Raw genomic sequence first — 24353 nt, forward strand, 5'->3', positions numbered from 1 at the left:
ATAAAGATCGTGGACAGCTTCTCAGGCGAAAGCCTGAGCGCTTAGCGGTTGCACCACCGGCCGGCCCTGACGGTCCTTCAGAATATCCACCGCCACGCCATAAGTGCTCTGCAGCAACGCTGCAGTGACGATCTCGCCTGGGTGACCGCTGGCGGCCAGTTGGCCTTCGACCAGCACCAGCAGGTTGTCGGCGTACTGGCAGGCCAGGTTCAGGTCATGCAGCACCACCACCGTCACCAGGTTGCGGCTGCGGGTCTCCTGTCGCACGCGGTCGAGCAGGGCGATCTGGTGGCGCAGGTCCAGGGCGCTGACGGGCTCGTCGAGCAGCATCACCTTGGGTTCGCGCATCAGCACCTGGGCGAAGAACGCCATCTGCCGCTGCCCGCCGCTGAGCGAGCCGATGCTGCGCCCTGCTAAATGGGCGATGCCGACCTGGGAGAGCTTTTCCATGGCGCGCTGCAATTGCTCATCGTCCAAGCGCAAGCCGATCTGCCCGAGGTTGCCCAGCACCACCACTTCGAGCACCGACAGCGACACTTCGGTGCTGCAGTCCTGCGGCATATAGGCGAAGTCGCGCCGCCATGCTTCCAGCACGCGGCGACTGGCCGCCTGAGCGCCGCGGCTATGTTCGCCATAGGTGATGGCGCCGCCGGCCAGCGGCAGGTCGCCCGCCATGGCGCGCAGCAGGGTGGTCTTGCCGGTGCCGTTGGGGCCCAGCACCACATGGATGGCGCCCGGCTTCAAGGTGGTGCTCAGGCCATGCAGGATGGTGCGCCCGGAGCGGGCGAGGGCGAGGTTATCGAGCTGGATCATGTGCGGCCTCGCTGCGGGGCGAAGATCAGCCAGAGCAGGAACGGCACGCCGACGATGGCGGTGACGATGCCGATGGGAAACAGCGCGCCCGGCACGATGGATTTGGACAGCACCGAGGCTGCCGAGAGCATGAAGGCGCCGCAGATGGCCGACAGCGGTAGCAAAAAGCGCTGATCCTCGCCGACCATCATCCGCGCGATATGCGGCGACACCAGGCCGACGAAGCCGATCACGCCGACGAAGCTGGTCGCCGTGGCGGTCATCACGGCCACCAGAATCAGGATCTTCAGGCGCAGCACACGGATGTTCACACCCAGGCTCACCGCGCGGGTTTCGCCCAGGCTCAGGGCCGCCAGCTTCCAGGCATCGCCCATCAGGATCACGCAGCACAAGAGGGTCACGCCGGCGGTGATGCCGAGGGTCGTCCAGGTCGCCTTGCCGAGGTTGCCGAATAGCCAGAACAGGATCTGCTGCGACAGCTCAGGCGAAGACAGGAACTGCACCAGCGACAGCAGCGACTGAAACAGGAACAGCATGGCGATTCCGCCAAGGATGATGGTGTGGCTGCCGGCGTGGCGCATCGTCGCCAGGGCGAACAGGAACACCACCGCGAGCATCGAACAGGCGAAGGCGCCCAGTGGCACGCCGATCAGCGGGCCCAGCCCGAAGCTGCCGAAGGCCAGGCTCAGCGCCGCGCCAAAGCCGGCCGCGGCGGCCATGCCCAGGGTGTAGGGGCTGGCCATGGGGTTGTTGAGCAGCGTCTGCATCTGCGCGCCACCGGCGCCCAGGGAGGCGCCGACGGCCAGGGCCATCAGCGCCACGGGCAGGCGCAGGTCATGCACGATGGTGTCGGTCATCGCCGGGTGCTCGCCGATATCCAGCAGCGAGCGCAGCACGTCCCACGGTGAGAGCATCGACGGCCCGGTGGCGATATCCAGCACCAGGCAGGCGCCGCATAACAGGGTGAACAGCAGGCAGTTGCGCCAGCGCTTGCACTCGCGCAGGCGGTGCTCGGCAATGGCGTCGCGCTCGACCGCCGTCGGCAGCGCGGTTTCCGGCTTATTCATGGGCGCTGATGGCATAGGTGCCCTCTAACGGAATCGGCAGGTACTTGCGGTAGTAATTCTGGTAGTTGGCCATCGGGTCCAGGTCGGCGAACAGATCCGGGTACAGCTGCTTGGCGATGAACTGCAACATGGTGAAGTCGCCCAGGCTGCGCGAGGCGCCCTGGTAAACACCGTACAACCGACCGTCACGAATCGCCGGCAGTTCCGACCAGCCCGGTCGTGCGGCGAAGGCCTGCAGCTGCTTGCGCGCCGTGGCTGCGTCCACGCCCGGGCCCATGGACAGGGCGGTGGGGTTGGTGTTGTCTTCACGGCCGGAAATGATGATCACCTCGGGGCGCGCGACCAACACTTGCTCCGGGTTGATCTGCCCCCAGTCGCGCACGTACGGCGCGGCGATATTGTCGCCACCGACCGCGATGGCCATGGCGCCCCACATGTTCTTGCCGTAGGTGAAGGAGTATTCGGCCGGGCCCTTGTTGCCGAACTCGATATAAATGCGCGGCTTGGGCTTGTTGGTCTTGGCGATACGCGCCTCGATATCCTTGACCGCCGCGCTGTACAGGTCCGCCAGCTCACGGGCGCGGGCCTGCTGGCCGGTCACTTCGCCGAGCATCAGGGTGGACTGCACATGGCGCTCCAGGGTCTGGGCGTTGTAGTCGATCACCAGCACCGGCACGCCGGCCTTCTCCAGCCGCGCCACTTCGTCCGATAGCGCCTGAAATTGCCAGTCGGTCAGCACCAGCAGATCCGGCTCAAGGCTCAGCACCTTCTCGACCGAAAAACTCTGGGTTTCCACTTCGCCGACATCGGCCAGGGTGTCCAGCCGCGGGTAGTGCTCCACATAGCGCTTCCAGATGGTCGGCACCTTGCGCTCCCAGGCGCCACGGGAAATCCCCACCACCGAATCGAACGCCTTCTCGCCGCCAACGGCCGCGTAATCCTCGAAGTTGAACCCCAGCACCACGCGCTTGGCCGGCAACGCCACCTCCACGCTACGGCCCAACACATCGACCACCTGCGCGGCCTGGCAAAGGCTAGAAAGAAGAAAAGCGATAACCATTACTACTAGCGGGTAAGCGCGTTGCTTGCTCATCGTCTTGTTGTCCGTTCAATCGTGGTAGGCCCTGCTGGGCCCAGTCCTGCCGGTACGCCAGGCGGATACAAAAAAGCCCTGCAAGGGCAGGGCTTCTTATTTCTGATCTGGAGCGGGCTAAGGGAATCGAACCCTTTTCCAGCTACCGCAATTCTCCGCAAAGCCACTGCATTGCTCGCTTGGGCGCTGATTTTACACGCTTTACTCCGCTTTGCGCCGCAGTGTTTTCGACAGTTCTTCGACGCTGACCTGGCAGCATAGTGCCTGCAGATAGCGCTTTGAATAGCTTCAAGGCACTAATCTTAATTATTCTCTGGATTGTTATGGATTGACTCTTTGTCCACCTGGTTTTTAAGGTGAAGCAATTTATTTTGTATACTTCTTATGTGTTCCAGTCGACTATCAAGCGCTTCAATTCTTTCGTCAGTATAACCATGTTCAGCCTGCAGGCTTAGATATTCTTCGGTGCTGTAAGGATCATTGTCTGCGTCATAGTTTTGATCAATATAGTCATTTAGGTATCTTGCCAGTGCATTCCTTTCTTCTACCAACGCTTGAATCGAGTTTTCGATATCGGTGGCTTCTCTCTCAATTGTGCGGAGATTATATGCTAGTTGACCTTTTTCTAAGATGCTTATGCTTTTATTGGTAAAATAGTTTTTGCTTTTCTTGCTGGTCTTGAATCTTATTTTAGGTGGGTCGAAAAGTGACGCCTGATCTGATTCTTTAGATCGGATATCCCTAATTTCGTCCAGAATTTCTTTCGAGGGCTGCTCTTCTATTTTTGCAGCTGCAAAAGAAAGAAAGCGCTCGGGTAAGTACATATAAAATTCTTTCTGGGTTTTCTCCTTGAACTCTTCAATTAGTTCTGGTCTCGGGCCTAATGTTTTCCCCTTGAACCTATGCCACCAGTCTTCTTTTCCATCATCTGTTACGAATATTATAGGTAGGTCGCTTTCTATAGATTTCTTTATAATAGCTTTCCAAATAATCAGATCGCCATAGGGGCGGCATCTAGCTTTTATTGACTCATCGGTGCCTTGTTTTTTAATGTCAGAATAGCCTGGTGGTACTTTTTCTTTATACCTATCCGCGCCTTCCTTTAATATTTCTTCTAATTCTTCGTTGCTAAATGCTTCTCCGATTTTCTCGTCATCGAATATTTCTGATATTTGAGTTTTGATATCGTCGGAGTTTATCCTGTTGCTGTGTGTGCCTTTATTTGTCTCTAGTTCTTCGCAAGCTTTGTCTAAGCTTAAGCTCACCTCTGTCATTGATTCGTTCGAGATGAAAGGATGCTGTCTTGAGTTTTCTAACTTGGTCTTTAGTTTCTTAATTTCTGATATTGCTTTTTCGTACTCTTCTTGTTGTTCGTAAATCACGTCCAGTCTATTTTCTAGATACTCAATTGCCACCCTGTGAGGTATCCAAATTCTGTCTTGAAAGTTCTGGAGCGTTTTAATGAAAAGGGTGCGTGTCTCATCTGAGTATCTGTAAAGGTTCAAAAGTATATTTGTGTCGAATACAAATATACATCTACTCCAGATGCTCTCATTGAGATCTGCATTTAGGAAGTGCCCTGGGAATTTGCCCTTCACGAGAAATCCTTTTTCAAGTTCATATGTCCACTAAATACGGGCATACCAGCGACTAGCTACTTTTTGGGTAATCGCTATCCCGCGTCGTGTTGGCTCAAGTTTCGGTTTGCCTCGTCGTAGTCCGGGCTGGTTTGGCCAGCCTCGGGCGCGATCTGGCCGCTTGCCAGCCATAGGGCGTATTGGGGGTAGATTTTCACCAGTACGTCTATCTCGTCTGCGCTTACTCGTACAGCGCCCTTGCTGACGTTTCTCCAGCGCTCGTAATCCCCACCTTGCTCGCTAGCCCGCTTGGGCCCCACCAGCTTGATCAGTGCGCGTGCTCTATCGGATGCGCTCGGCATATCGAATATTTTTTCCTGGGTAGCTATTGCCCCACCATAAAAGATGGGTAACAATCACTCCATGGGTAGTAGTTACCCATTTCGCTGGTTGGTTATCAATGCTGAACATAGTGGAACAAAGCAGATGGATAAGGAAGGTCTCGACTCCCAAAAGCTCCATGGCGCGCCGCCTTTGATGCCATGGCCGAAGTTCGCCGAGTGGATCGGCATGGCGGATGAACCCTTGGTAGTGCGCAGCTGGCTCGAACGCGGCTACCTGCCTTCGCAGAAGGTCGGCAAACGCACCATGGTCAACGTGGCCCTGCTGCATCAGCAGCTTCTTGAACAGGAATGGACGCTATGAAGAAGAAAGACGACAGCCTCGACCTCTGCAGCATCAAGACCTTCGCTGAAATGAGCGGTGTGTCCGTTGAGGAAGCCTGCGAGTGGGTCAACAACGGCACCGTGCCCAGCCTGCGACTGGCCGACTTTCGCATGGTCAACCTTGCCCGCCTGCGTGCGGATCTGACCAAGGGCAAAACGGAGTTCAACGCGGGGGACTACAGCCATGCCTAAGCACTCGCTGGCCCTGGATGCCGAAACGGCCATGGCCTTCCTTGGCAATACCGTACTAGTCGAACTCGCTTGGGACGATGAACCCGGCACCTACTGGCACTGCCTGCACGTGATTGGCGTAGTGCTGCCTGTCGAAGGCATCTGCGATCAGGGCTATTTCATTACCGTGCCGCTGAGCGGCATGCAGCACACCCTGGAAATCTACTTTCAGGATGTGGTCACTATTCGGGCGATACGGCACCGCGACCGGCAGGGTTCCGGCAACGTACTGGGCCGTATGACCCGACCTATTGGAGAGGGGTCAAGGGCCGCGCTCCCGGCTCGTCGGAACAGCTCCACCGTTCCGTCGAACGGAAGCACGGGCGCAGCGCACCCTTGAGGCCCTGCACCCATGATCAGCCTATCAACGGGAGAGTGGGGTAGCTTCACCACCCCGCGCTCCCGAGCCCTCGGCGGCAAGAGCGGGATGACAAGGGCAGCGCCCTTGGTGTCAATCATCCCCCCGGCCCGCACCCGCTCCCACGTCTTCTCCCTTCCCGAAGGCCCCGTCGCGCTTCTCCTGCCGCTGATCCTGCTGGTGGTGTGGGTAAGCCACCTGCCACCCGAGTGGCGCACCCCATCCTCTCTGTACACCCAGGAACAACGCTGCCCGATGAAGCGGGAGGGTAGTGCGCTCGTTCGCCTCGCCACCAATGAGCCTTGTCAGCGGCCCCATGGTAACTGGCTGATGGGAGTGGGTAGTTATGAGGGCTTCTGAGGATGGAGCGGCGTACGTCAAGCCGAGCGCGGCGGTGTGGTTGCGTGCGAGGCACGAGCGCGCGGGTGCGCCGCCGCGCAGGCGCTGACGTCCCTGTAACACGTCAGATAAACACAGTGAACATTCCGCATTAATCAGCATTAGGTAGATAGAAATGGCCAAAGCAAAAGACTTCATGCGTCTGGACATGCTCGCTCGCGAGGATGCCAGTGGGCGTCTGTTCATCGACCCGGGCACCACGGCCATGGTCGACCTGTCCCGCGTTCGTTTACTGCGTTGCGGGGTGGACACGGTTCGCCAGCTCTACCGGGGCATGATCCGCCCGGAAATCATGGCGCTGTTCGAGAAGCCGGGCACCATGGTGCAGTTCGCGGGCAGCACCTGGCACTCCGGGCGCGTCAGCAAGGACTCCGGTTACCAGTACAAGCTGCAGAACGCCGACCTGGGCATCATCCTGCTGGTGAAGAACTTCAACGCCAAGATCGACAGCATCGGCCCGCACCTGAAAATCGAAGTGTCGCCCCATGCCATCGACGCCCTGTCGCCTGAACGCCTGCAGCAGCGCCTGGATCTGTACGCCGCCGAAGTGCTGAGCCACTTGGAAATCAACCAGTGCGCCGTCCACCTCGCGCTAGACCTGCAGGGCTGGAAACCGCCTGTGGATCTGGTGGCCCGTATGCATTGCCGGGCACGCAACCAGCGCGATATCTCCGGTATCAACGAGATCAACTGGACGACCAAATCCAGCACCTACGGCCGCGGCGAAACCTTCATGTTCGGCTCTGCCAGTGGCGTACAGCTGGCGATCTACAACAAGACCGAACAAGCCCGCGCCACCGACAAACTCGACTACTGGGAAAGCGTGTGGAAGCGCCGCGACAGCTTCGACGCCCAGGACCCGGACAACTACGACCCTGACGCGGACGTATGGCGCGTAGAGCTGCGCTATCACCATTCGGTCATCCAGCAGTTCGCCAGCGGCTCGGTCGACCTGAAAACCAATGAGGTGATCGATACCAGCTCCTTTGCTGCCTTCGCCGGGCATCTGGACGGCCTGTGGCGCTATGGCTTGAGGCAATTCAAGCTGCTGGCCCGCCCTGGGTATTTTGAGCCCATCTGGACGCTGATCCGTGACGACATCCGCGTGGATCTGCCGGTGGACTCGCTGCTCGATGACACCGAATACAAGCGCTACTACAAGACCTCGCGCGGCTTCTCCGGCAAGAACGTGGAGCTGTTCCTGGGAAACTTCGTAAGCCTACTGGCAAGGGAGCAGGTGGGCGCAAAAAAGGCGTTTAAGACCCTTCAGCAATGGGACTGCTGGCCGGTCATCCGCGATCACTACGCCGCCAAGGACATGACCCAGGACGATCTCTACAAACACATCCGGGATCTGCTCACAGAGCGGCATGTGCGGTGGGGCAGGGCCGTCTGATGGCCATATTCCAATTGCCGGATGGCCGTTGGAAGGTCGACGTTGAACCCATCAAGGGCAAGCGCTTCCGCAAGACCTTCAAGAGCAAAACCGAAGCACAGCGGTTTGAAGCCACCTGCCGAACCAAGGTCGTCGATAACCGCGACTGGTCGCCCAGGCCCAAGGACAAACGCCGCCTCTCCGAGCTGGTTCAGCTCTGGTATGACCTGCATGGTGTGGCCCTGTCCGATGGCCTGCGCCGCTTCACCATCCTCAAGGCTGCAGCCACGTTCATGGGTGACCCTGTGGCCCATAAGGTCGATGGTGCGTTGATCGCTTCTGCGCGTGCCCGCTGGATCGCCAAGGGCGTGACCGGCAAGACGGCGAACAATCGCCTGGGCTACCTCAAGTCCGTCTACAACGAGCTGCACAAGCTCGACGTGATCGACTACCCGTGCCCGTTTACCCGTATCAAGCCGATCCGCCTGCAGGAACGCCCGCTGGCCTACCTGACCAAGCCCCAGATAACCGAGCTGCTCAACGCTCTGCGTGATCGCACGACCGGGCCGCATACCTACATGGTGGCGCTGATCTGCCTGTCTACCGGCGCTCGATGGGGTGAGGCTCAGGCGTTGACCCCTGACAGGATCGGCGCTGGGGTGATCACCTTCGCCAATACCAAGTCGAAGCGGGTAAGGGCCGTACCGGTGTCACCGTCCCTGGTGCAAGCCATCCAGGAACATTGGGCCCAGCACGGGCCGTTCACCAACTGCATGGGCGTGTTCCGCAAGGTGCTGCACCTGACCACCATCAACCCACCAAAAGGGCAGGCTAGTCACATACTGCGCCACACCTTCGCAGCTCACTTCATCATGGGCGGCGGACACATCGTCACGCTGAAAGAGATCCTGGGTCATGCCTCGTTGGCCATGACCATGCGCTATTCGCACTTGGCGCCTGAGCATCTGCACGACGCGATCAGGCTCGGCCCCATGGCTGACTTCGCACACTGAAATCAATTGAATGGAGGTGCGCCACTGGCGTACTATTTCGGCATGATCTTTATCGAGACTCCCGTCTTCACCAAACGCTTGAAAGAGCTACTGGCTGACGACAGCTACGCCTCATTTCAACGAGCCCTGGCAGAGCGGCCGGATATGGGCGATGTGATCGAAGGCACGGGCGGAATCCGCAAGGTGCGGGTGGCCTCAAGCGGCCATGGCAAACGGGGCGGCTCCAGGGTCATCTACTATCACTTCACGTCCGCTTCGCAGATTGCGCTGTTGCTGATCTACCCGAAGAACGAGAAGGATGATCTGTCAGCCGATGAGCGCAAAGTGCTCAAGCAAATTATCGAGCGGTGGAGGTAATCACCATGAGCAAGTTCTTCGACGACCTGCTGGAAAGCGTTCAGCAGATGGACGAGATTCACCGGGGCGAACGCCAGCCATCCAGGGAGTTCACCGTGGACGCCCTGCAGGTGAAAGAGATCCGCAAGGCCACTGGCCTTACGCAAGCCAAGTTCGCGGCCATGATCGATGTGCAGCTCGGCACCCTGCGTAATTGGGAACAAGGCCGCCGCGAACCGACTGGCCCGGCCAAGGCGTTGCTGCGTGCTATCCACAACGACCCCAAGCATGTCATCCAGGCGCTGTCCGTCTAGGTTTCGACACTTCATCGACACCCCAAAACGCCGCCCACAAAAAAGCCCTGTAAAAACAGGGCTTTAATGTTTCTGATTTGGAGCGGGCTAAGGGAATCGAACCCTCGTCATGAGCTTGGGAAGCTCAGGTAATGCCATTATACGAAGCCCGCTTGAGGGCGCCTTTATACCCGAATCCTTCCGCAAAATGAAGTCCGCGTTGCCTGCCGGTGTTCGGCTGGGCAACGTGGGCTGCTCTCTGCACGTCATACGGCCATGGCGTGCAGGCCGGGGTGGACGGTGAAGCGTTTGCTGGTGGTGTTGTGTTGCAGAAAACCCAGCAGGGCGTTCTGGGTCTGCAGCCAGGCGCCTTTGTGTTCCATGTCGATGAAGTGGCCGGCGTTGCTGACCGTGGCGAAGTGGCAGTCGTTGATGTGCTGGGCCATCAGCCGGGCATCGGCGGCGGAGGTGTATTCGTCATGCTCGCCATTGATGAACAGCAATGGGATGTCGATATCGCTCAGGCAATCGAGTTGGCAGTGAGCTTCCATACGCAGCACTTGCTGCACGTGAGCGTTCATCTGCCGGTATTCGTGGTTGCTCAGGCGGCTGATGTGCTTGTGGTTGTAGCGTTTGAACAGCGACGGCAAGTGCTTGCCGATGGTGTTGTTGACCAGGTGGCCGACCTTGTCGCCGTCCTCCTGATTGAGGCACACCAGGGCGCGGCCCAGGTAGTCGAGCATCGGTTCGTTGAGGATCGGTGAGAACGAGGCGAAGATGGCCTTTTCCAGGGTAGGCGGGCGCTTGGTGAGGGCGAGCATGGTGGCCACGCCGCCCCAGGAAAACGACATCACGTACTGGGCCTGGTAGTGGTCGATCAGGTCGAGCAGGATCGCCGCTTCGTCTTCCTTGCTGATGCAGTGGTCGTTGCGATTGTGCGCCCGCGACTGGCCGGCATAGGGCTGGTCGAAGAGCACCACGTTGAAGCGGGTGCCGAGGTATTTGACCGTTTGCGCGAACGAGGCGGTGGTCGCCAGCGAGCCGTTGACCAGGATGATGGTCTTCTGGGCCTGGGGGTTGGCGTGAAACTCCGTGTGTACCTTGTACGTCCTGTGCACATCGATGACAGCGATTGCTGGCTTCATATGTATTTCCTCCTGGCGCAAAAGATGAACGCGGCTGACGGCGAACCGTAAACCGGGCAAGTCGGATAGCTAGGAAAACGCCTGGACATGACAAAGCAATGTCAGGCTGGAGGATCTTGTGATTAGAGGGTTAACGCAGGTTTCAGGGCTGTAATGGAACGGCTTGAGCGCACGTTCTTCTCACCAGGCAGGAGCCCCTTTTGCGGGTGTTGCCCGGCCGCGCAGTGGCGGCCCGGTAGCGCCTGCTGCTATGGAGCGGCATGGCGTTACCTGTCTCGAGTTAAGCAGTGGCTCAAAGGGCTGGCAAGGCAGCTGAAAGGATTGCGCACGACCGCCTGTCGGCTCAGACGCTGGCGACTTCCGCGGCGGTGAGGGCACGGTACTGGCCGGGCGCCAGGTGCGGGTCGAGCACTATCTCGCCCATGCTCTCGCGGTGCAGTGCGACGACGCGGTTGCGAAAGTGGCCGAACATGCGCTTGACCTGATGGTAGCGCCCCTCGAACAGGGTCAGCCGGGCGTGGTGACTATCCAGCACCTCGAGCCCGGCGGGCAGGGTGGTGAGGTTCTCGAAGGCGAAGTACAGGCCGCGGGCGAAGACCTCGGCGTACTCGCCGGTGATCGGACGTTCGGTGGTGACGTGATAGACCTTGGGCTTGCGCTCTTGCGGCTGGGTGATGCGCCGCGACCAGCGCCCGTCATTGGTGATCAGCAGCAGGCCGCTGGTATTGAGGTCCAGGCGGCCGGCCAGGTGCAGCTCGTGCTTGTCCGGCTCGTCGAGCAGGTCTATCACGGTGCGGTGTTCGTCGTGTTCGGTGGCGCTGACCACGCCGACCGGTTTGTGCAGCATCCAGTAGCGCGCGCTGCGCCCGGCCTGCAGCAGTTCGTCGTCCAGCTCCACACGCTGGAAGTCGCGGATGTCGAAGCGCGGGTCAGAGATGACCTCGCCGTCCACACGCAGTCGACCGGCGCTGATCAGCTGGCGGCTGTCCTGGCGGCTGAAACGGGGGAAATTGCTGAGGAAACGATCCAGGCGCATGGTTCAGTCGGACCCGCCGTCTTGCTTGCTGGAGGCGGCTTCGCGCACGGCGCCCGCGCAGGCGGGGCAGAGGCAGGCGCGGTTCAAGGCTTCGGGCGGCAGATTCTGCAGCGCCTGCTGCTTGACCTCGACCTCGAAGCACCAGCAGTGCGTCACCTCGCTGCCGCTGGCGGCCTGGGCGCAGTTGTTGAGCTTGCCGCAGGCTGGGCACAGGTTGGTGTTCATTGGCTTTCTTCACACAGGCGGTTGCGCCCGGCCTGCTTGGCGCGATACAGGGCGCGGTCGGCACGTGCGATCAAGGCCTGCAGGTCGTCGCCGTCTTGCAGGGTGGCCAGGCCGATGCTGGTGGAAGTGTGCAGCGTCTGATCGGCGAAGTTGAAGGCGCTGGTAGCGGTCTGCTGGCGGATCTTCTCACCGAGCTGGCGAGCGGCGTCGAGCGGGGTGTCCTTGAGCAGCAGAATGAACTCTTCGCCGCCCCAGCGGCAGATGATGTCCGATTGGCGCAGGTTCTGCTGAAGGTGCCGGGCGAAGCCGCGCAGCACCGCATCGCCGGCGAGGTGGCCGTGGCTGTCATTGAGCAGCTTGAAACCATCGAGGTCGAAGAGTAGAGCGCACAGCGTGCTCTGGCTGCGCCGCGCTTCCTGAATGGCTTGATTGGCCAGCAGCTCGAAGCCGCGTCGGTTGGGCAGCTCGGTCAGCGAGTCGGTCGTTGCCAGTGCGGTGATGCGCGCCTGATAGCGGCGCAATACCAGGGTGACCAATACCAGCACGAGCAGGGTGACCACGCCGCAGATCAACAGATTGATGTACAGCGACTGACGGATGCCGGCCACGGCGCCTGTTTCGTGCTTGTCGACTAACAGGTACCAGTCCAGTTCGGGAATGAAGCGCACGTTGAGGAAGTGGCCGCGGCCATGCTCTTGATAGAAGAAGTTGCCGCTCTTGGGATGGGGCAGTTTGCTGTGTAGCTCCTCGAGGCCCTCGACGTCGCTCAGCTGGTCGCCAATGCGTGCGCCCATGGGGCCGCCGCCGGCACCGGTGAGCACGATGCGTCCGGTGGTGTCGACGAAGTACACGCTGCGGTCGTAGCGGCGCTGATATTGGTCGATCAACTGCACCACGGCGTCCACCGTCAGGCCAACGCCGGCGGCACCGATGAAGCGGTGCTCGTAGTCGAACACCTTGTAGTTGATGAACACTGTCATCCGGTCGCCGTTGGCCATGTCGATATCGACATTGATCTCGTAGGGCTCCTCCTGATCGCGCAGACGGTAGTACCAGACGTCGCGCTCGGCCTGCTGGTCGATTTTTTTCAGCACGCCTTTGGCCTGGTAGTAGGTCTTGCTCTGCTCGGAGACGAAGAAGCTGGTGACTGCACCGTAGTGGCTCTGCACTTCCTGCAGATAGCGGATCATGGGTTCGGTGTTCTGCTCGCCGCCGATCACCCAGTCACGCAGAAAGGTGTCGCGGGACATCATCGAGGAGATGAGGATGGGGCGCACCAGGTCCTTCTGGATTTCCGAGTAGACGTTGTCCGAGGTCAGCGGTAGTTCGGTGTTGACGATGCTGTCGCGGATGGAGTCCAGCGCTGCGTAATAGCTGGCCAGCGAGGTGGCGACAAAACCGCAGGCGAGCAGGACCAGCAGAATGAACACCAGCGAGCGAGGGCTGGCAGCTTTGGCGGATTGTGATGGCATCGTGCTGGCTTCTGTATAGATGGCCGCAATGCTAGGTGGGCAAAAGGCAGTGTGCAAGCCGGGCCGTGTGAAGCACTTGCTTCACACGGCCCGGCCGGTGGCCGAGGGGCTTACGCCTGTTCAATAACCGCCACGCGTTGGCCGGCACGCACCGCGGCGCCTGGTTGCACGCGCACCTCGCGCACGATACCGGCTACCGGGGCGGTGATCGGGATTTCCATCTTCATGGATTCCAGAATCACCAGCACGTCGCCGGCTTCCACCGCTGCGCCTGCCTCGACCTGCACCTGCCAGAGGTTGCCGGCGATGTGGCTGTCGACGCTGCACTGACCGGCTTCGAGCGGTGCATCCTCGGTGACTTCGACCACGCCTTCGTCGCTCTCGAAATGCGCCTGGCCGGAGTCGATCCAGCGTTGGCGTTCGGCGGCGAAGGCGGTGCGCTGCTGATCGCGGAAGGCGGCGATGCCGTCGGCTTCGTCGGCGAGGAACTGCTGGTAGTCGGCCAGGGCCAGCTCGCTCTCCTCGATGCGCAGCTCGAAGCGGCCCAGGGGGAAGTCGCGGCGGATGCGCAGCAGCTCGTCGGCACTGACCGGGTAGAAACGAATCTGGTCGAAGAAGCGCAGCAGCCAGGGCTTGCCGCCGAAAGCCTCGACCGCGCGATAGCGGTTCCACATCTGCAGGGTGCGGCCGACGAACTGGTAACCGCCGGGGCCTTCCATGCCGTACACGCACATGTAGGCGCCCCCGATGCCCACCGAGTTTTCAGCGGTCCAAGTGCGCGCCGGGTTGTATTTGGTGGTGACCAGGCGGTGGCGCGGGTCCAGCGGGGTGGCCACCGGTGCGCCGAGGTAGACGTCGCCCAGGCCCATCACCAGGTAGCTGGCGTCAAACACGGTGCGGTAGACCTCGTCGAGGTTTTCCAGATCGTTGATGCGGCGGATGAACTCCAGGTTGCTCGGGCACCAGGGTGCGTCCTTGCGCACGGTGGTCATGTACTTGTCGATCGCCAATTGGCAGGCCGGGTCATCCCAGGACAGCGGCAGGTGGACGATGCGTGACGGCACTTTCAAGTCGCGTGCGGCGCACACCGCGTCCCATTCGCCGGCGACGATAGCCAGCAGCGTTTCCAGTGCCAGGGTCTCCGGTTGGTAATGCACTTGCAGCGAGCGGATGCCGGGCGTCAGGTCGATCACGCCGTCGAGTCGCTTGGCTTCGAGTGCCTGCATCAGTGCATGGCCGCGGAAACGCAGCACCAGGTCGAGCTCTGGCTGGCCGATTTCCAGCAGCAGGTGGGTGTCGCCAGAGAGACGCGCGACCAGGCGGGTGTCGTCCTGGCCGATATCCAGCACGATGGGGCTTTGTAGTTCGGATGCCTTTGTGGGAGCGGATTTATCCGCGATATGGGTGTCGCCTGCATCGCGGCTAAAGCGGAGCGCCGCCCGGCCGCTCCCACCATTATCTTGTGCCAACTCCCGCGCCGTGGCGATATCCACCGCCACGAAGCGTACCTTGTCGCCAGCCTTGAGCTGGCCGAGCTGCCACAGGTCGGCCTCGATGATGGTCACCGGGCACACGAAGCCGCCCAGGCTCGGGCCGTCCGGGCCGAGGATCACCGGCATGTCGCCGGTGAAATCCACCGCGCCGATGGCATAAGGGTTGTCGTGAATATTGGACGGATGCAGGCCGGCCTCGCCGCCGCTCTCGCGCACCCACTCGGGTTTCGGCCCGATCAGGCGCACGCCGGTGCGGCTGGAGTTGAAGTGCACCTCCCAGGCGGTGGCGAAGAAGGTGTCGATATAGGCGGGCGTGAAGTACTCCGGCGCGCCATGGGGCCCGTAGATCACGCGGATCTCGCGCACGGCGGGCAGCGCGGGGCACAGCTCGGCCGGCAGTTGCGTGCCTGCCTGACGATCCACCAAGGCCGGGATGTGCAGCACGTCGCCGGCACGCAGGGCGCGGCCGCCGTGGCCACCGAACTGGCCGAGGGTGAAGGTGCTCTTGCTGCCCAGATAATCCGGTACCTGGATGCCGCCGCGAATGCTCAGATAGCTGCGCGCGCCGCTACCGGCGATGGTGCCGAGGGAGAGGGTGCTGCCCGCTGCGATCAGCAGCGCGGTGTTCATCGGCTGGGCGATGCCATCGATGCTCAGGGGAATCTCGGCACCGGTCACGGCGATCACCGCGTCGGTGTTGAAGCGCAGTAGTGGGCCGCTCATGGTGATTTCCAGCGCGGCGGCGCCTTCTTCGTTGCCGAGCACACGATTGCCCAGGCGCAGTGCGCGGCTGTCCATCGGCCCGGACGGTGGCACGCCCACGGCCCAGTAGCCAATGCGGCCGGGGAAGTCCTGCACGGTGGTCTGGGTGCCGGAGCTGAGTACCTCGAATGTGGTGGCCTGGTAGACCAGGTTTTCCAGGCTGCGTGTCCAGGGCGAGCCGCTGGCGAAGGGCTCGTCACTGAGGATCTGGCGCAGGTAGTCGCGGTTGCATTCCACGCCATAGAGCACCGAGTCGGCCAGGGCTTTATCGAGGGCAGCGCTGGCCTGCTCACGGCTTGGCTGCCAGGTGATCAGCTTGGCGATCATCGGGTCGAAGTAGGGTGGAATCTCGCAGCCGGCTTCGACCCAGGTATCGATGCGCAGGGCTTTGCCGTCGGCTTCGGGAAACTGCACGGCGGTGAGCAGGCCGGGGCTGGGCTGGAAATCGCGGCCCGGGTCTTCAGCGTACAGGCGTGCCTGGATGGCATGGCCGGATGGCTTGAGTGCTTTGGCCAGTTCGCCGAGCGGCGGTAGATCGCCGGCCGCCAGCTCGATCATCCAGCGCACCAGGTCGACGCCCCATACCTGTTCGGTGACACCGTGCTCGACCTGTAGGCGGGTGTTAACTTCCAGGAAGTAGAAGCGCTCCGCCTCGCTGTCGTAAACGAATTCGACGGTGCCGGCACTGCGGTAGCTGACCGCCTTGGCCAGCTTGATCGCCGCGGCGCACAGCTCATTGGCCATGCCCACGGGCAGGTTGGGGGCCGGGGTTTCTTCCAGCACCTTCTGGTTGCGGCGCTGCACCGAGCAGTCGCGCACGCCGAGGGCGATCACCTCGCCCTGGCCATCACCGAACACCTGCACTTCCAGGTGGCGGGCGCGCTGGATGTACTTTTCGATGAACACGCCGCTGTCGCTGAAGTTGTTCTGGCCCAGGCGCTTGACCGCCTCGAAGGCGTCGCAGAGCTCGGCCGCCGAACGGCAGACGCGCATGCCGATTCCGCCGCCGCCGGCGGTGCTCTTGAGCATCACCGGATAGCCGACCTGCTCACCGGCGACCAGGGCGGCGTCGAGGTTTTCCAGCAACTCGGTGCCTTCGAGCATCGGCACGCCGTACTGTTTGGCCAGGGCGCGGGCGGTGTGCTTGAGGCCGAACACGCGCAGTTGCTCGGGTGTCGGGCCGACGAAGGCGATACCAGCGGCTTCGCAGGCTTCGGCGAAGGCGGCGTTTTCGGAAAGAAAGCCGTAGCCGGGGTGAATGGCTTTGGCGCCAGTCTGCCGGGCGACAGCGAGAATCTTGTCGACCACCAGATAGGTCTGCGCGGCCGGGCCTTCGCCGAGGGAGAAGGCCTCGTCGGCCTGTTGGATGTGCAGGCTGGCCACGTCGGCTTCGGAGTAAACGGCAACCCCCATGACGTCGAGCTCACGTAGGGTACGCAAGATGCGACAGGCGATAGCGCCACGGTTGGCGATCAGCAGTTTTTCAAACATTCGAGGAACCCTCGAAGGAGGCGGGCCGTCCCGCCGGTATTCGGTCTGCACCACGGCCGTCCGTGGTTGCTTTGTTCGAGTAACGAGGTGTCTTTCGTTGGGTTGCGTAGGTGAAATCCGCGAGTGCATTGATGGGTTTCACCTACGCGGCCCGACCCACCCTACGTGTCGCGGTTTTGCCGGGGATCGGTGCTCAGGCATTGCCCCGAGCGGCTCTGGCAGATCAGCAGCAGGAAGCGGCGCAGGCGCTGGCTCAGTTCCATACCAGTACCTCGGCAGGGGTCGGGTTCCAGCCGTTGCAGGGGTTGTTGAGTTGCGGGCAGTTGGAGATCAGCACGATCACATCGGTTTCGGCGCGCAGTTCGACGTACTTGCCTGGCGCGGAGATGCCGTCCTCGAAGGTCAGGCCGCCTTCCGGTGTGACCGGCACGTTCATGAAGAAGTTGATGTTGGCGCCGATGTCGCGTTTTTCCAGGCGGCCGTCGTGCAGGCTGGCGCGCAGGAAGTTGTCGCGGCAGCTGTGCATATAGCGCTTATCGAGTGCATATCTGACGGTGTTGCTTTCCTGGGCGCAGGCGCCGCCCAAGGTGTCGTGGCGGCCGCAGGTGTCGGCGACGATGGTCAGCAGGGGTTTGCCGAGGTTGGAGTAGAGCACCGTGCCGGTGGTCAGGTAGACGTTGTTCTGCTTGCGCAGGGTGCGCTGCGGGTCGAAGCGCTCGCGCGGGTTTCTGGCGGCGAAGAACAGCGTGTCGATGGCTTGGTTGCCTTCCAGGTCGTGCAGGCGCAGGGTTTGTCCGGCCTTGACCTCGAACAGGTAAGGCTCGCCCGCCGGGATGGTGTGGCGCAAGGCAGCGGTTTCGGGATGCAGGTTGCTTGCGGTCAGGCTCATGTCGGCACCCTCAGATGTACTGGCGTTCGGTGTTGTGAAAGGCGCGGCCGTTTTCCGGGCGCGAGGTGCGGCACAGCACACTGATGCCGTCGCTCTCAACCTTGCTCCAGGCGAGCTGCACCGGCTTGGGCGCGTACTGCGGGTTGGGGTCCATCGGGTGCTGCAGGGCGGTGAGCACCACTAGGATGTCCATCGGTGCGTACAGCTCGACGTAGTCACCGGCCTGGCTGTTGCCGAGCTGGAACTGGAAGGCACCATTGGCATCGACGTCCACGCGGCTGAATAGATTGAGGTTCATCAACAGGTCTTGCAGGTTGAGATTCCACTTGCCCATTTCCACCAGCAGGTTGTCGGTGCCGTTGCGGAAGAAGCCGTTGCGCAGTTCCTGGTAGCGGCCCTGGCCGTACTTCTCAGCGACTTCCTCGGCGTTCAGCACGCCGCCGAAACTGTCGTGCCAGCCGCAGGTGTCGCTAGTGATCGCCGCCAGCACCTTGCCCATGTCCGAATACAGGCAGTGGCCGGCGGTGAGCTTGGCGGTGTGCTGGCCCTTGAGAGTATCGGGCAGGTTCAGGCGCTCGCTTTTCTCGGCCGCGTTGAACAGCAGCAGGCTGACGTTGCCGCCGCCCTCGATATCGGTGAGGCGCAGCAGCTGGCCGCGCTTGAGCACGAAGGAGGTGTGGCCACCGCCGGGGACGGTTTCCTCATAGAGGGTGGGGCGCAGGGTGAGGGCAGTTGTCATGGGTACCTCGGATAAACAGGTGTGCGTCGGGCTCTGCGTGGAGCCCGATGGAGATTTCTCGTGGGCTCAGAGCTTGCCGTCGACGGCCATCTGCACGTAGGTGGGGTCGAAGCGCAGCTTGATGTTGGCCTTGTCGCCGGTGGTCACGTCATGGGCGAAGGTCATGCCGATGGCATCGGGGCTGCTGGCGCCTTCACCGAGAATGCCGTGCTCGAAGCTGAAGCTGGCGACCTTGCCCATGGTTTCCGGGAGGGCCGGGCTGGTCACGAAGTCCAGGGTCTCTTTCGGCGTGTAGAACAGCTTGGTGGTCGCCAGTTGCGACTTGTAGCCGGCCAGATTGGTGCCGGAAGCCTTGGCCATCTCGGTCAGGGCATCAGTGGCTGCCGGCGTGCCGGATTGCATCAGCTCGAGAATTTCGAACCAGGCGCCGACCAGGGCCTTGCCAAGGGCTGGGTTGTCTTTGAGGGTCTGGGTGTTGACGACCATCATGTCGAGGATCTCACCGGGGATCTTCGAGGAGTCGAATACTTCGGTGCTGCCCGGCTGGGCCTTGATCTCGGCGAGCATCGGGTTCCAGGTGGCCGCGGCTTCTACACTGGGCGTGGCGTAGGCGCTGATGATGTCGGCGTCGGAGGTGTTCACCACCGTCACGTCGCGCTCGCTCATGCCGGCGGTTTCCAGGGCGCGGGCGAGGAAGTAGTGGGAGACCGACAGCTCGACCAGGTTGACTGGCATGCCTTTGATGTCCGCCAGGGTCTTGCCTTCGCCCTTGATCAGCAGGCCGTCGTTGCCGTTGGAGTAGTCGCCGACGATCAGCGCGGTGGAATCCACGCCGCCAGCGGCAGGAATGGTCAGGGCGTCCATGTTGGTCATGGTGCAGCCGTCGAACTGGCCGGCGCTGTACTGGTTGATCGACTCGACGTAGTCGTTGAGCTGCACCACATCGATATTGATGCCGTACTTCTTGGCCCACTTGTCGATGATGCCGGAGGTGCTGGCATAGCCCCAGGGCATCCAGCCGGCATAAAGCGTCCAGCAGACGCTGAAGCTGTCTTTTTTCTCGGCGTGTGCGGAGAAGCTCAGTAGGGCGGCGAGACCTGCGGTCGCGAGAATCAGCAGACGGTTCTTGCGCATTGGAACCTCCAGTCGTGGTTGGGTGCGGGCAGGAGTCGCAGCACATTCCGAATCACTTCGAAAGGCGCGTTCTCCCGGGCTTTTATCCCGCCGTGTAACCTCGCTGGAGGTCGATAACTCTCGGACCAGTCATCCGCTTACGCGGATCGGAACCCTAGTCATCCATTTCGCAAATTGTGGTGCCGCAACGGCGGGACATCCCGCTTGGAACCTGCACACCCGTAGCAAAGCGAATTGCGTGCCAGCCCGCTGGCGCCCCAGTGCTCGGGTATTGGCGCCGTTTTTGTCCGTTGCTGTGCTGCTTCATGGGGCTTGGTGGGTGGGTGTCGCACCGTAAGAGGGCGAATCACGGGGCGCGGCTGGATGATTGGCGGCGTGGCGCTGGCATGGAAATCGCTACCGATCCGCTTGCAGGGGTGGCCTTGCGGCTGCCCTCGGGACGACCCGACCCGCTGCTCGTCTGGACGACCAGGTAACTCACTTGTTCAAGGGAGCTTGCCATGGCGCATACCCATTTCACCTCCATTCCGGTGATCGACGTTTCCAGGCTTTACGCCGAGGATCTGGCCGAACGCCAGCGTGTCGCTGACGAGCTGGGGCGAGCGGCGCGTGACGTCGGTTTTTTGCAGATCACCGGGCACGGTATTTCCGCTGAGCTGCGCGACGGGCTGATCCGCCAGGCCCGCCGCTTCTTCGCCCGCCCGCTGAACCAGAAGATGCGTTTTTATATCGGCCAGTCGAGCAACCACAGCGGCTACGTGCCGGAGGGCGAGGAGCAGTTCGCCGGCGGCAGCAAGGATCTCAAGGAAGCCTACGACGTCAATTACGATTACACCGAGGCGCCTCAGGTCTATCCGCTGCTGGGACCAACGCAGTGGCCGGACTCGGCGGACTTCAAACGCGAGGTCGGCGCCTACTATCGGGCGGCGCTGGCCCTGGGTGACACGCTGTTTCGCGGCTTCGCCCTGGCGTTGGGGCTTGCCGAAGACACCTTCGCCGGCATCACCCGGCAGCCCACCAGCCAGTTACGGATGATTCATTACCCGCTCGACCCGGATCCGGTGGCCGACCGCCCCGGTATCGGTGCGCACACCGACTACGAGTGTTTCACCATTCTGCTGCCCACCGCCGAGGGCCTGCAGGTACTCAATGGCGACGGCCAGTGGATCGACGTGCCACTGGTGGAGGACGCCTTCGTGATCAACATCGGCGACATGCTCGAGGTACTCAGCAACGGCCATTTCGTCGCCACCTCGCACCGCGTGCGCAAGGTCAGCGAGGAGCGCTTCGCCTTCCCGTTGTTCTGTGCCTGCGACTATCCGACCCGCATCGCGCCGATTGCCGGCCTGCCGCCGCGCGGCGAGCGTGTGTACACGCCTGTGAGCTGTGGTGATCACCTGTTCGCGCAGACGGCGCAGACCTTCCGCTATCTGCGTGAGCGTCTGGAGGACGGTTCGTTGCAACTGCCGGATGGTGCGGCGGGGTTGTCCAGCTTCGGCCAAGGCCGCCAGGAAGTGACGGCATGAACCTGCTGGAACTGACTGCACGTTACCCGCAGCGTGCCGAGGGCGGCGTGCCAGACTGGATGCTCGGGCACTTTCGCCGGCGTACCATCAGTTTCGCCGACGGCCGCAGCGATGAGCGTACCCAGGTGCATTGGCTGCAAAGCCGCACCTTCACCATCGATCTGCGCCTGCCGGACGCGCCCGCGCTGCCCATGCGTGCCTGGCAGGACTACACCGTCGCCGAGCTGCGCCAACTTGCCAACCACGAGGGCTGGGTGGCCGACAGTCTCTGGGAGAACGGCTACCTGAGCTGGCACGGCGGCGTGAGCCTGCAACTGCACAACCGCTGGCCGGAGCCGGCGCAGTTGCAACGCATCGGCAACTGCATGATCGAGTTCGGTATCAGCGGCGCCTATGTCGAGGACTGGCGCCTGCAAGCCAGCAGCGGGCCACTCATCGGCCTGCGTTTGCTGGAGGAGTGCGACGCCGAAACCGGCGAAGTGCTGCAGCACGGTGGCGGCTTGATTCTCTGCGGCGAGCAGCTTGGCTGGGTGCAGGGGCGGGCGGTAGAGCCGTTAGAACCGGGGCTGCAACTGCGCGAACGGGTTGAGCAAGCGCAAGGTGATGGGGAGGCGTTGGCGCTGCTATTGGGCTGCGAAACCTCGCTAGCGTATGCCGACGAACAGGGGCGTTATAAGGTGGCGCTGTCCACCCAGCCGGCGCGGGTGGGGCAGAGCGTTGCGCTGGACGGCTTTGATATTCCGGTGGCGGGGCGTGTCTGCCAGCATCTGCTGCGGGCGGACGGCCGCGCGGTGGTGCGCACCTTCGTCATCGATACCCTGGAGCCGGATTGGCGCGCTGACCTCACCACACCATCCACCGTGGATGCGCAGCGGTGGTTCGCCGCCGAGCGCGAAACCCTGTCGCGGTATCTGCAGGTGCTGAGTTAGGCCGCTAGCCGCGTCCGCTTAAAGGCTCGCCGCTGAAGCGCCTCCCACAGTCGTGTGGCCCTACGCGATGCGTGGGAGGGGCTTTAGCCTCGATGCTTTGACCTTGTGGTCAGCCTGCGGCGATGCGCGCGGTCAGCTCGCCGGGTCGCGGTGACTCTGCCTTGCGGGCCTCGTTGAGCGGAATGTCGTAGGTGATGCGGGCCCCAAAGGCATTCGGCGCGTGCGGGTCGACGCGGGTCTTGTCGAACACCATCAGACGGGTGCCGAGGCTGAAGCCTTCGGACAGGTCATGGGTGACCATGAACACGGTCAGGCCGGTCTCGCGCCACAGTTCGAGCAGTAGGGCATGCATGTCCTTGCGGATGCCGGGGTCCAGCGCGCCGAAGGGCTCGTCGAGCAACAGCACGCGCGGCTTCATGATCAGTGCCTGGGCAATCGCCAGGCGCTGCTGCATGCCGCCGGAGAGCTGGCTGGGGTATTTGTCCAGGGCATGGCCGAGACCGACTTTTTTCAACAGCTCGGCAGCTTGCTCGCGGGCGGCGCGCTTGGCACTGCCGAACAGCCGGCCGAGCAGGGCGGAGCGCGGCAGCTCCAGGCCGATGGCGACGTTATCCAGCACGCTCAGGTGCGGGAATACCGAGTAGCGTTGGAACACCACGCCGCGGCTGGCGTCCGGCTCTCCAGCCAACGGTTTGCCGTCCAGCAGGATCTCGCCCTTGCTGGGGCGTTCCTGGCCCAGCAGCAGGCGCAGAAAGGTCGACTTGCCACAGCCGGAAGCGCCGACCAGGGTGCAGAACTCGCCTTCGGTGATGGACAGGTTGAGGCGTTCCAGGACGGTCTGGTCGCCATACTGCTGCCAAACGTTCCTGACCTCGATGAAAGCGCCTGCTGCGCCGGTTTTGTTATTGCTCATGCCTTGGCCCCCTCGTACCAGGGAAAGCACAGCCGGGTGAGCTGGCGTAGGCCCAGGTCCATCGACCAGGCGAGCAGGGTGATCCACACCACGTAGGGCAGGATCACGTCCATGGCCATGTAGCGACGAACCAGAAAGATGCGGTAGCCCAGGCCGTCGGTGCTGGCGATGGCTTCGGCGGCAATCAGGAATAGCCAGGCCGAGCCCAGCACCAGGCGCAGGGCGATCAGCAGGCGCGGTAGCAACTGCGGCAGCACCACCCGCAGGATCAATGTCCAGGTGCTGGCGCCAAGGGTCTGGGCCTTGATCAGCAGCTCCTGGGGGATTTCCCGGGCGCGCTGCTCCAGATCACGGGCGAGGATCGGCGTGATGCCGATGACGATCAGCATTACCTTGGACAGCTCTCCCAGGCCGAAAACGATGAACAGGATCGGCAGGATGGCCAGCGGCGGCACCATCGACAGCACGGTGAGTAGCGGCGACAGCGGCGCGCCGAGCAGCGGTAGGATGCCGGCGGCGATGCCCAGGCACAGGCCGACCACGGCGGCGATGCCGATGCCGGTAGCCAGGCGCGTGAGGCTGGAGGTGGTGTCCTGCCAGAAAGCGTATTCGCCGGTGCGCTTGTCTTCGGTAAAGGCCAGGCGGTCAACGGCGGCGACCATCTGGCTGGCGCTGGGCAGCAGCTTGTCATTGGGGTTTTCGGCCAGGCGCTGCGCCGAGCCAGTGAAATAGGCGAACAGCAGCAGGGCGAAGGGCAGTAACACCAGCAGCAGGCGGCCAGCCCGGTCGGGATGTCGGTTGATCAGGCGCATGGCGATCTCGTTACAGGAGTTGGAAGTGCAAGGCGGCGGTCCGGTCCAGCCTACAACCTGGGCAGGTGGATGCTGGTCGTCTGCTGAAGATGGAGGCTGCCACGAGATCCGCGGCGAGAACGGAGAAGCGATGGGGCGTGGGCATAGGACCTCCAGTTCGAGAAAGTGCGGGCAGGAGGGCGCGGCATGTCCCATGGCTGGGGCGCGTTCTCCCGGGCTTTTGTCCCGCCGTGTAACCTCCTCGGAGGTCGCCAACTCTCGGACCAGTCGTTCGCCTATCTCTGGCGAACCGGAACCCTAGTCGGCTATTGCAAATTGTGATGCCGCAGTCCTGGCCAAGGCCGAGGACATTCCTGCACATCTGTTACAAAGCGAGGATCATGCCAGACGCTGAAAAGCACCGCGGCAGCGCACTGGCTGGCGTCGTATGGAAAATAGGTGCGCCGTGCTGGTGCGTGAATATTGACGTGTGCGCACTTTCAGCGCGTCGAATACTCATGGCGCCGC

Annotated in this window: 23 protein-coding genes, 1 tRNA gene and 2 riboswitches; of the genes, 9 read left to right on the forward strand and 15 right to left on the reverse strand. The window is 62.0% G+C overall.

What is annotated here, in order from left to right; genetic code table 11:
- Positions 1–21: 21 nt before the first annotated feature.
- The 4 genes from PVA39_RS06650 to PVA39_RS06665 all read right to left on the reverse strand — a co-directional run bounded on the left by PVA39_RS06650 (position 22) and on the right by PVA39_RS06665 (position 4571).
- The gene (locus tag PVA39_RS06650) at positions 22–813 is read right to left on the reverse strand and encodes an ABC transporter ATP-binding protein (RefSeq protein ID WP_274123356.1); all 792 of its coding nucleotides are present in this window, start codon (positions 811–813) and stop codon (positions 22–24) included.
- Positions 810–1880 carry a FecCD family ABC transporter permease gene (locus PVA39_RS06655; protein WP_274123357.1) on the reverse strand — a complete coding sequence of 357 codons (1071 nt, stop codon included), beginning with the start codon at positions 1878–1880 and terminating at the stop codon, positions 810–812. The genes PVA39_RS06650 and PVA39_RS06655 overlap by 4 nt, the downstream gene beginning before the upstream one ends.
- The gene (locus PVA39_RS06660; RefSeq protein WP_274123358.1) at positions 1873–2886 is read right to left on the reverse strand and encodes an ABC transporter substrate-binding protein; all 1014 of its coding nucleotides are present in this window, start codon (positions 2884–2886) and stop codon (positions 1873–1875) included. Before PVA39_RS06660 ends, PVA39_RS06655 begins: the two co-directional genes overlap by 8 nt.
- Positions 2887–3275: 389 nt before the next feature.
- Positions 3276–4571, reverse strand: a complete 1296-nt coding sequence (locus PVA39_RS06665; protein ID WP_274123359.1) for a PIN-like domain-containing protein — start codon at positions 4569–4571, stop codon at positions 3276–3278.
- Positions 4572–5036: 465 nt separating this feature from the next.
- On the opposite strand from PVA39_RS06665, the gene PVA39_RS06675 reads away from it, so the two are divergent.
- The 7 genes from PVA39_RS06675 (at position 5037) to nadS (ending at position 9301) form a co-directional block, all read left to right on the forward strand.
- On the forward strand, positions 5037–5255 hold the full coding sequence (locus PVA39_RS06675; protein WP_084308924.1) for a hypothetical protein: 219 nt from the start codon (positions 5037–5039) through the stop codon (positions 5253–5255).
- Complete coding sequence (locus PVA39_RS06680; protein WP_274123361.1) at positions 5252–5467, forward strand: hypothetical protein; 216 nt, start codon at positions 5252–5254, stop codon at positions 5465–5467. Before PVA39_RS06675 ends, PVA39_RS06680 begins: the two co-directional genes overlap by 4 nt.
- The gene (locus PVA39_RS06685; protein WP_274123362.1) at positions 5460–5846 is read left to right on the forward strand and encodes a hypothetical protein; all 387 of its coding nucleotides are present in this window, start codon (positions 5460–5462) and stop codon (positions 5844–5846) included. The genes PVA39_RS06680 and PVA39_RS06685 overlap by 8 nt, the downstream gene beginning before the upstream one ends.
- Before the next feature lie 532 nt (positions 5847–6378).
- The gene (locus PVA39_RS06690) at positions 6379–7659 is read left to right on the forward strand and encodes a hypothetical protein (RefSeq protein WP_274123363.1); all 1281 of its coding nucleotides are present in this window, start codon (positions 6379–6381) and stop codon (positions 7657–7659) included.
- Positions 7659–8651, forward strand: coding sequence for a phage integrase (locus PVA39_RS06695; protein ID WP_274123364.1), 993 nt, complete (start codon positions 7659–7661; stop codon positions 8649–8651). The genes PVA39_RS06690 and PVA39_RS06695 overlap by 1 nt, the downstream gene beginning before the upstream one ends.
- 42 nt (positions 8652–8693) lie before the next feature.
- Positions 8694–9008 (forward strand): type II toxin-antitoxin system RelE/ParE family toxin, encoded by a 315-nt coding sequence (locus tag PVA39_RS06700; protein ID WP_274123365.1) that lies wholly within the window; start codon positions 8694–8696, stop codon positions 9006–9008.
- A 5-nt stretch (positions 9009–9013) separates the two neighbouring features.
- Positions 9014–9301, forward strand: coding sequence for a NadS family protein (gene nadS / locus PVA39_RS06705; RefSeq protein ID WP_274123366.1), 288 nt, complete (start codon positions 9014–9016; stop codon positions 9299–9301).
- 78 nt (positions 9302–9379) lie between these two features.
- Here nadS and PVA39_RS06710 read toward each other — a convergent pair.
- From PVA39_RS06710 to PVA39_RS06750, 9 genes are all read right to left on the reverse strand, one after another.
- Positions 9380–9453, reverse strand: a tRNA-Gly gene (locus PVA39_RS06710).
- A 93-nt stretch (positions 9454–9546) separates the two neighbouring features.
- Positions 9547–10425: an alpha/beta fold hydrolase gene (locus tag PVA39_RS06715; protein WP_274123367.1), complete on the reverse strand. Its 879-nt coding sequence runs from the start codon at positions 10423–10425 to the stop codon at positions 9547–9549.
- Positions 10426–10768: 343 nt separating this feature from the next.
- Positions 10769–11461, reverse strand: coding sequence for a pseudouridine synthase (locus tag PVA39_RS06720; protein ID WP_274123369.1), 693 nt, complete (start codon positions 11459–11461; stop codon positions 10769–10771).
- A gap of 3 nt (positions 11462–11464) precedes the next feature.
- The gene (locus tag PVA39_RS06725) at positions 11465–11686 is read right to left on the reverse strand and encodes a cysteine-rich CWC family protein (protein ID WP_274123370.1); all 222 of its coding nucleotides are present in this window, start codon (positions 11684–11686) and stop codon (positions 11465–11467) included.
- On the reverse strand, positions 11683–13158 hold the full coding sequence (locus tag PVA39_RS06730) for a sensor domain-containing diguanylate cyclase (protein ID WP_274123371.1): 1476 nt from the start codon (positions 13156–13158) through the stop codon (positions 11683–11685). Before PVA39_RS06730 ends, PVA39_RS06725 begins: the two co-directional genes overlap by 4 nt.
- Before the next feature lie 110 nt (positions 13159–13268).
- Positions 13269–16904, reverse strand: a complete 3636-nt coding sequence (gene uca, locus PVA39_RS06735; RefSeq protein ID WP_274123372.1) for an urea carboxylase — start codon at positions 16902–16904, stop codon at positions 13269–13271.
- A gap of 253 nt (positions 16905–17157) precedes the next feature.
- Positions 17158–17793, reverse strand: a complete 636-nt coding sequence (locus PVA39_RS06740; RefSeq protein ID WP_274123373.1) for an urea amidolyase associated protein UAAP2 — start codon at positions 17791–17793, stop codon at positions 17158–17160.
- 10 nt (positions 17794–17803) lie between these two features.
- Positions 17804–18532, reverse strand: coding sequence for an urea amidolyase associated protein UAAP1 (locus PVA39_RS06745; RefSeq protein WP_274123374.1), 729 nt, complete (start codon positions 18530–18532; stop codon positions 17804–17806).
- 66 nt (positions 18533–18598) lie between these two features.
- Positions 18599–19666, reverse strand: coding sequence for a putative urea ABC transporter substrate-binding protein (locus PVA39_RS06750; RefSeq protein ID WP_274123375.1), 1068 nt, complete (start codon positions 19664–19666; stop codon positions 18599–18601).
- Positions 19667–19735: 69 nt separating this feature from the next.
- Positions 19736–19835, reverse strand: a riboswitch (guanidine-I (ykkC/yxkD leader).
- Between the two features lie 331 nt (positions 19836–20166).
- Between PVA39_RS06750 and PVA39_RS06755 the strand changes: the two genes are divergently transcribed.
- Together PVA39_RS06755 and PVA39_RS06760 are read left to right on the forward strand one after the other, a co-directional pair.
- Positions 20167–21192: an isopenicillin N synthase family dioxygenase gene (locus PVA39_RS06755; RefSeq protein WP_274123376.1), complete on the forward strand. Its 1026-nt coding sequence runs from the start codon at positions 20167–20169 to the stop codon at positions 21190–21192.
- Entirely contained in the window at positions 21189–22121 is a 933-nt protein-coding gene (locus PVA39_RS06760; RefSeq protein WP_274123377.1) for a hypothetical protein, read from the forward strand. The genes PVA39_RS06755 and PVA39_RS06760 overlap by 4 nt, the downstream gene beginning before the upstream one ends.
- A gap of 109 nt (positions 22122–22230) precedes the next feature.
- Here the strand turns inward: PVA39_RS06760 and PVA39_RS06765 are convergent, their stop codons facing one another.
- The gene (locus PVA39_RS06765) at positions 22231–23034 is read right to left on the reverse strand and encodes an ABC transporter ATP-binding protein (protein ID WP_274123378.1); all 804 of its coding nucleotides are present in this window, start codon (positions 23032–23034) and stop codon (positions 22231–22233) included.
- A complete protein-coding gene (locus tag PVA39_RS06770; RefSeq protein ID WP_274123379.1) occupies positions 23031–23846 on the reverse strand; it encodes an ABC transporter permease in 816 nt (271 codons plus the stop codon). The genes PVA39_RS06765 and PVA39_RS06770 overlap by 4 nt, the downstream gene beginning before the upstream one ends.
- A 207-nt stretch (positions 23847–24053) precedes the next feature.
- A riboswitch (guanidine-I (ykkC/yxkD leader) is annotated at positions 24054–24158 on the reverse strand.
- Positions 24159–24353 lie beyond the last annotated feature (195 nt).

Source organism: Pseudomonas sp. CNPSo 3701 (genome assembly GCF_028674975.1).
In the GTDB taxonomy this organism is placed as follows: Bacteria; Pseudomonadota; Gammaproteobacteria; order Pseudomonadales; family Pseudomonadaceae; genus Aquipseudomonas; species Aquipseudomonas straminea.

What these genes read in the sequence shown, in the direction of transcription:
- PVA39_RS06650 (WP_274123356.1), bottom strand. Translation starts at nt 813, where the DNA reads ATGATCCAGCTCGATAACCTCGCCCTCGCCCGCTCCGGGCGCACCATC.
- PVA39_RS06655 (WP_274123357.1), bottom strand. Translation starts at nt 1,880, where the DNA reads ATGAATAAGCCGGAAACCGCGCTGCCGACGGCGGTCGAGCGCGACGCC.
- PVA39_RS06675 (WP_084308924.1), top strand. Translation starts at nt 5,037, where the DNA reads ATGGATAAGGAAGGTCTCGACTCCCAAAAGCTCCATGGCGCGCCGCCT.
- PVA39_RS06680 (WP_274123361.1), top strand. Translation starts at nt 5,252, where the DNA reads ATGAAGAAGAAAGACGACAGCCTCGACCTCTGCAGCATCAAGACCTTC.
- PVA39_RS06685 (WP_274123362.1), top strand. Translation starts at nt 5,460, where the DNA reads ATGCCTAAGCACTCGCTGGCCCTGGATGCCGAAACGGCCATGGCCTTC.
- PVA39_RS06690 (WP_274123363.1), top strand. Translation starts at nt 6,379, where the DNA reads ATGGCCAAAGCAAAAGACTTCATGCGTCTGGACATGCTCGCTCGCGAG.
- PVA39_RS06695 (WP_274123364.1), top strand. Translation starts at nt 7,659, where the DNA reads ATGGCCATATTCCAATTGCCGGATGGCCGTTGGAAGGTCGACGTTGAA.
- PVA39_RS06700 (WP_274123365.1), top strand. Translation starts at nt 8,694, where the DNA reads ATGATCTTTATCGAGACTCCCGTCTTCACCAAACGCTTGAAAGAGCTA.
- nadS (WP_274123366.1), top strand. Translation starts at nt 9,014, where the DNA reads ATGAGCAAGTTCTTCGACGACCTGCTGGAAAGCGTTCAGCAGATGGAC.
- PVA39_RS06715 (WP_274123367.1), bottom strand. Translation starts at nt 10,425, where the DNA reads ATGAAGCCAGCAATCGCTGTCATCGATGTGCACAGGACGTACAAGGTA.
- PVA39_RS06720 (WP_274123369.1), bottom strand. Translation starts at nt 11,461, where the DNA reads ATGCGCCTGGATCGTTTCCTCAGCAATTTCCCCCGTTTCAGCCGCCAG.
- PVA39_RS06725 (WP_274123370.1), bottom strand. Translation starts at nt 11,686, where the DNA reads ATGAACACCAACCTGTGCCCAGCCTGCGGCAAGCTCAACAACTGCGCC.
- PVA39_RS06730 (WP_274123371.1), bottom strand. Translation starts at nt 13,158, where the DNA reads ATGCCATCACAATCCGCCAAAGCTGCCAGCCCTCGCTCGCTGGTGTTC.
- uca (WP_274123372.1), bottom strand. Translation starts at nt 16,904, where the DNA reads ATGTTTGAAAAACTGCTGATCGCCAACCGTGGCGCTATCGCCTGTCGC.
- PVA39_RS06740 (WP_274123373.1), bottom strand. Translation starts at nt 17,793, where the DNA reads ATGAGCCTGACCGCAAGCAACCTGCATCCCGAAACCGCTGCCTTGCGC.
- PVA39_RS06745 (WP_274123374.1), bottom strand. Translation starts at nt 18,532, where the DNA reads ATGACAACTGCCCTCACCCTGCGCCCCACCCTCTATGAGGAAACCGTC.
- PVA39_RS06750 (WP_274123375.1), bottom strand. Translation starts at nt 19,666, where the DNA reads ATGCGCAAGAACCGTCTGCTGATTCTCGCGACCGCAGGTCTCGCCGCC.
- PVA39_RS06755 (WP_274123376.1), top strand. Translation starts at nt 20,167, where the DNA reads ATGGCGCATACCCATTTCACCTCCATTCCGGTGATCGACGTTTCCAGG.
- PVA39_RS06760 (WP_274123377.1), top strand. Translation starts at nt 21,189, where the DNA reads ATGAACCTGCTGGAACTGACTGCACGTTACCCGCAGCGTGCCGAGGGC.
- PVA39_RS06765 (WP_274123378.1), bottom strand. Translation starts at nt 23,034, where the DNA reads ATGAGCAATAACAAAACCGGCGCAGCAGGCGCTTTCATCGAGGTCAGG.
- PVA39_RS06770 (WP_274123379.1), bottom strand. Translation starts at nt 23,846, where the DNA reads ATGCGCCTGATCAACCGACATCCCGACCGGGCTGGCCGCCTGCTGCTG.